Consider the following 783-nt stretch of genomic DNA (forward strand, 5'->3'; position numbering starts at 1 on the left):
GTGGAAATGCCATGCTCGGAAAGATAGCCTACTGCCTTTGCAACGGTTTTCAGTTCATCGGCGGCGTGCTGCCTTTGCCAACTTTGCGAATACTTCCGGCTCTTTTCTCTCTGAACGCTCAAATACTTCATCAGCAGATTTGCAAGGCCGGGGGATTGTTGCGGCTGTTCCGGGGCGGTTTCCCACGCTTTGAACAGGTCGGCAATCCATTCTTTGAGCTTTCCAATCTGCGCTCGGATTTCCCGTATAAGGCGGTTTGCCTTTTGGATATTCCGGTTCAGTTCGCCTTTCTCGGTGGCAATACCTTTCTTCTCCATCTGGCAAGCCGCCACGCCCATGTGGACGGTGGGTATCTCGCCAATGCCGCGCTCGGCGTTGCTGCGGTGGTCGATACGCTCCGGGCTTCCGGCTCGTTCAAGGTAGGCGTTTGAAATATCCGCCCATGCCTTACGCCACAAGAGGGCGTTGCCCTTGTCGTTCCAGCCGGTCAGGTCAACTTTGTGCGTCTTGTATCTGCCGCTTGGCAAGCGGATACGCTCGCCGTTTTCATCAAGGTCATATTCCTTTTGGGACTTTGCCGCCCATGCGCCGCGCTCGTCAAGGGGGCGCATGGTAAGCATGATGTGACAATGGGGATTGCCCTTGCCGGTGTCGTGAATGGCATAATCAACGCACATTCCTCTGGAAACAAATTGAGAGGAACAGTATTCCCGGACAAGCCGGATCTGTTCCTCTCTGGATAACTCTATGGGGAGCGCCGCGTCAATCTCTCTGGCAAGCTGG

At 54.9% G+C, this 783-nt stretch carries 1 protein-coding gene; it reads right to left on the bottom strand.

All coding sequences use genetic code 11. The features are described from left to right. A partial coding sequence (locus tag B5F87_RS20540) for a MobA/MobL family protein (protein ID WP_143405323.1) occupies positions 1–783 on the bottom strand: 783 nt, incomplete at both ends.

It is taken from the genome of Eubacterium sp. An3, assembly GCF_002159465.1.
In the GTDB taxonomy this organism is placed as follows: domain Bacteria; phylum Bacillota; class Clostridia; order Lachnospirales; family Lachnospiraceae; genus Anaerobutyricum; species Anaerobutyricum stercoris.